Consider the following 3919-nt stretch of genomic DNA (forward strand, 5'->3'; position numbering starts at 1 on the left):
TATAGTCAAATTTATTTAATATTAGACTTCACAATATAACATTTTTTATACTACTCAGTATATTCCTATTGTAACAAGAGCATACGTTCGACACAATGGGTAGAAAAGTACAAAAAAAAGAGCCACAAGGGCTCTTCCACAATTTCCTATTCTTCAGTTACAACAACCTTTTCCATTACATCGCCATTGCGCATAGCCTTTGCAGCTTCCAGGCCTGAAGTAACTTTTCCAAAAACAGTGTGCACACCATTTAAGTGCGGCTGTGATTCATGTACGATAAAGAACTGGCTGCCGCCTGTGTCTTTTCCTGCATGCGCCATAGAAAGCGATCCCGGTACGTGTGTATGTGGGTTGCCTTGCGTTTCACACTTGATTGTGTAGCCTGGACCACCTGTCCCTGTTCCAGTTGGGCAGCCACCTTGACTCACGAATCCTGGAATTACACGGTGAAAGTTCAAGCCGTTGTAAAAGCCTTCATTTGCAAGCTTCTCAAAGTTCGCAACTGTGCCAGGCGCTTCATTTGGATAAAGTTCAAATTCGATTTTCTCACCGTTTTGCATTTGTATGTAACCTTTTTTAGCCATGAAAATCATCTCCTTATGTTAAAATCATTGTTATCATAACATTTTTCAAAATAAAAGTGAAAGTCATGACTCCTTAATCGCTAAAAATGTATTTTTCAACAGATTTTGTGTTAAAATATAATTGCCTCTGCCGGACATTCGCTTGTTGCGGGACACTTAACCACTGTACGGACGGCAGAGGCCCTGCTTTGCAGGTATACATATACAATGAACAAAACCTTGCCGGAATTCTGCTGTAAGGTTTTTTTATATTACTTCTTTATAGAAATCCCTCTCCTTAGTCATCCCCTTTCCCCTTAACTCTGAGTTCCAAATGACCGAATTACCCTTTTCTCTATCAGCCATAAACCACAAATTCTGGCAAAAGGTTTTGAAACAAGGCTGTTTTCGCATTGATTGTTGCTTTCCGAAAAAGTACTTGTATCCGCATTTTTTAAAGGTATTTGGGCTCTTTTCGAGGAGACTTCTGGACTCAATCCACATTAAAAATCGTAAAAACCCAGGTGTCGGTTTTTACTTTCGTTGAGAAACCAACAAAGTTTACGAAAAGAGTCTAAAAAAAAGAATATCTATCTATAATTCGAATGTTTAAATTCTGGTAGAATGAGAATTAACAATTAGAGAACCATCAAGGAGGGTATATGCTAAACGAATTAGAATTTAAAAACAAAAAGTGGGCGATTGCGATTGCTTATGCCCTGTTTGGACTGTACGTGATCATTGCAGCGGTACTGTTATTTTTAAGTCCATACAGGCAGGCCGCCTACGAAATCAATACTTCTGGAGCACATCCATATAATATCATTCCTTTCAAAACGATCAGCAACTATATCAAAGCATCCTCCCATATCAACCAAGATATCTGGATATCTAACCTTTTTGGCAATGTGCTTGCTTTCCTTCCTATGGGGTTATTCCTTCCTTTGCTCTTTAGAAGGTTTAATGGCTTTTGGCAAACGGTAGGAGCGGTCTTTTTAGCGACATCTTCAGTCGAAGTCCTGCAGTTTGTGACCAGGGTAGGCAGCTTTGATGTGGATGATATCATCCTGAATACAGTAGGCGGCATCATCGGCTACCTATTATTTGCGATGGTTTTCCGGATTATGCTGAAGAGGGTGAAAGAATAATATGGTCATTCGATCGCTTAAAAACGATGAACAGCCACCCTGGGATTTGCTTCTTCTGGCAGATCCATCTGAAGAATTGGTTTCCGCTTATTTAAACGACAGCTTTTGCTATGTTGCAGATTTGGACAATTCCGTTGTAGGGATAATCGTTCTGTTTCCAAAGTCGGAAGATATAATTGAAGTAATGAACATAGCCGTATCAGAATACATACAGGGGAAAGGCATAGGCAGCAAGCTGATCAAGCATGGGATTGAAGCTGCCAAGGAAAAAGGCTTTAAAACTGTGGAGATTGGAACTGGCAATTCAAGTATTAGTCAGCTAGCTCTGTATCAAAAAGCCGGCTTTCGGATTGTCGGGATTGACCAGGACTTTTTCGTCCGCCATTATCCGGAACCCATTTACGAACACGGAATTCAATGCCGGGATATGATTAGGCTTTCTATGCAAATTTAAGAGGCAATCCTCATACAACAGGATTGCCTTTTCACTCCTTCAATTTTTCAAGCAAAGCTGGTATCTCTTTATAGATGCCCACAACTTCATCCATTTTCATTCTGACAAGCCCGCTTGAAGAAGGAGCAACAAAATCAATCGTTCCAGAGACTACTGATTCTTCTTGCCTTCCCCAAGGCAGTTCTTTCTTGCCGCTATATTGCTGATAAACGCCCTTGCCAACAAAACAAACGATTTTCGGATGATATGTTTCTATTTTCTGCTTAAGCTCCTGCTTGCCCTGAAGATATTCTTCTTTTGTTATTTCATCCGCAGCTTTAGTTGGCCTTGCCACGATATTTGTCATCCCGTAGCCTAACTCCAACAGCTTATAATCTTCCGTTGTCTCATACTTTCTTGGTGTAATGCCTGATTCAAAGAGAATCCTCCAAAACCTGTTATTAGGGTTTGCATAATGATGGCCGGTTTCAGACGAACGGATGCTAGGATTAAACCCCACAAAGATGACATCTAAATTCTTGCGTAGATGATCAGCAATCGGTTCCACGGCTTCCACTCCCCTTCTACATCAATCATTTTCTATTACTGTATATGACCTCACCAATACCGCGGTGGCAATTCATTATTTTTACAAATTCCTTTAAAAATTTTCAAATGAAAAAGAAACTCATCATAATACATTGCTTCGGCACTTTCAAAAGAATATGCATTTGAAAAGTTATCTAAAAGTTCAGCATCTATACTTTCCTCAAGCCCGCTGAGCCACATTTTATAAGCGTGTCTTTCATAAACAACCGATAAGCTAGCCCAATCAAACATATCTTCAAGTTCCTGTTCTCCCATTCTATCACTCCTTCGTATTCACCTCCATTTTTCCAAAGTTCATCTTTCCTTATACTTAGTGGAAGGTCCGGACTGATAGGATGTTGACAAAATGTTACAAATGCTCTGTCAATATGAATATAACTCCATACCATAGTTAGGTCCCGTGAGTGAAATTCTATACATTTTGCAGCAGTCTGCCTCAGAGAAAAAGCCAGGTTTTATTTTACCCGGCTTTCAATAAGTGTGTATTTAGCATCCGCTATACGTTCGGGATGAGTATAAACGTTTAATGATCGATTACGGATAAATCCGATTGTCGTGATGCCAAGACTATCGGCAAGCTTAAGGGCGAGCTCGGTTGGTGCTGACTTAGACAAAACGATTGGACATCCTATTTTTGCGACCTTCAGCAAAATTTCAGATGAAATCCTCCCGCTGAAAACAACCACTTTATCATCAATCGGGATATCGTTCTTCAAGCAATGGCCATAAATTTTATCCAGGGCATTGTGCCGGCCGATATCCATCCTAGAAACCACAGGTCCGAACAAATTGCACAATGAAGCATTATGGACGCCGCCTGTATTTTGGAACAAGTCAGCAGAGTCCTGCATCTCCTCCATCAGTCTAAAGCAATCCTCTATCTCGATTTCTATATTGACTCCATGAAGCTTTTTCACCGTTAGAGCATCGTTGGCAAATACAAAACCTGAGCGACTTGCTCCACAGCAGGAAGTTATATAGCGCTTCCCCTGAAGGTTTTTATAAAAAGGATTTTCCTTTTTGGTTTTCACATGTACGAAACCCGTTTGTTCCTGGATCCATATATCTTCAATATCAGTGAATTTTCTAATGATGCCCTCTGAAGCAAGATAGCCAATTACCATTTCTTCGATGTAGTCAGGGGTACAAACCATCGTGACAAATTC

Annotated in this window: 6 protein-coding genes; 2 read left to right on the plus strand and 4 right to left on the minus strand. The window is 40.3% G+C overall.

Features of this window, described 5'->3' with window-relative positions; all coding sequences use genetic code 11:
- Nucleotides 1-146: 146 nt before the first annotated feature.
- Complete coding sequence (locus tag WB217_RS12350) at nucleotides 147-584, minus strand: peptidylprolyl isomerase (RefSeq protein WP_423993519.1); 438 nt, start codon at nucleotides 582-584, stop codon at nucleotides 147-149.
- Nucleotides 585-1225: 641 nt separating this feature from the next.
- Here WB217_RS12350 and WB217_RS12355 point away from each other — a divergent pair.
- Complete coding sequence (locus WB217_RS12355) at nucleotides 1226-1711, plus strand: VanZ family protein (protein WP_423993520.1); 486 nt, start codon at nucleotides 1226-1228, stop codon at nucleotides 1709-1711.
- 1 nt (nucleotide 1712) lies between these two features.
- Complete coding sequence (locus WB217_RS12360) at nucleotides 1713-2165, plus strand: GNAT family N-acetyltransferase (protein WP_423993521.1); 453 nt, start codon at nucleotides 1713-1715, stop codon at nucleotides 2163-2165.
- 31 nt (nucleotides 2166-2196) lie between these two features.
- On the opposite strand, the gene mug is transcribed toward WB217_RS12360, so the two are convergent.
- From mug to fdhD, 3 genes are all read right to left on the minus strand, one after another.
- Nucleotides 2197-2712 carry a G/U mismatch-specific DNA glycosylase gene (gene mug / locus WB217_RS12365; protein WP_423993522.1) on the minus strand — a complete coding sequence of 172 codons (516 nt, stop codon included), beginning with the start codon at nucleotides 2710-2712 and terminating at the stop codon, nucleotides 2197-2199.
- A 50-nt stretch (nucleotides 2713-2762) separates the two neighbouring features.
- Nucleotides 2763-3008 carry a hypothetical protein gene (locus WB217_RS12370; protein WP_423993523.1) on the minus strand — a complete coding sequence of 82 codons (246 nt, stop codon included), beginning with the start codon at nucleotides 3006-3008 and terminating at the stop codon, nucleotides 2763-2765.
- A 200-nt stretch (nucleotides 3009-3208) separates the two neighbouring features.
- Nucleotides 3209-3919 (minus strand): formate dehydrogenase accessory sulfurtransferase FdhD (gene fdhD, locus WB217_RS12375; RefSeq protein ID WP_423993524.1); only part of this gene is annotated, 711 nt, incomplete at its 5' end.

Source organism: Mesobacillus sp. (assembly GCF_049588175.1).
GTDB lineage: Bacteria > Bacillota > Bacilli > Bacillales > Cytobacillaceae > Mesobacillus.

What these genes read in the sequence shown, in the direction of transcription:
- WB217_RS12355 (WP_423993520.1), top strand. Translation starts at nt 1,226, where the DNA reads ATGCTAAACGAATTAGAATTTAAAAACAAAAAGTGGGCGATTGCGATT.
- WB217_RS12370 (WP_423993523.1), bottom strand. Translation starts at nt 3,008, where the DNA reads ATGGGAGAACAGGAACTTGAAGATATGTTTGATTGGGCTAGCTTATCG.
- WB217_RS12350 (WP_423993519.1), bottom strand. Translation starts at nt 584, where the DNA reads ATGGCTAAAAAAGGTTACATACAAATGCAAAACGGTGAGAAAATCGAA.
- WB217_RS12360 (WP_423993521.1), top strand. Translation starts at nt 1,713, where the DNA reads ATGGTCATTCGATCGCTTAAAAACGATGAACAGCCACCCTGGGATTTG.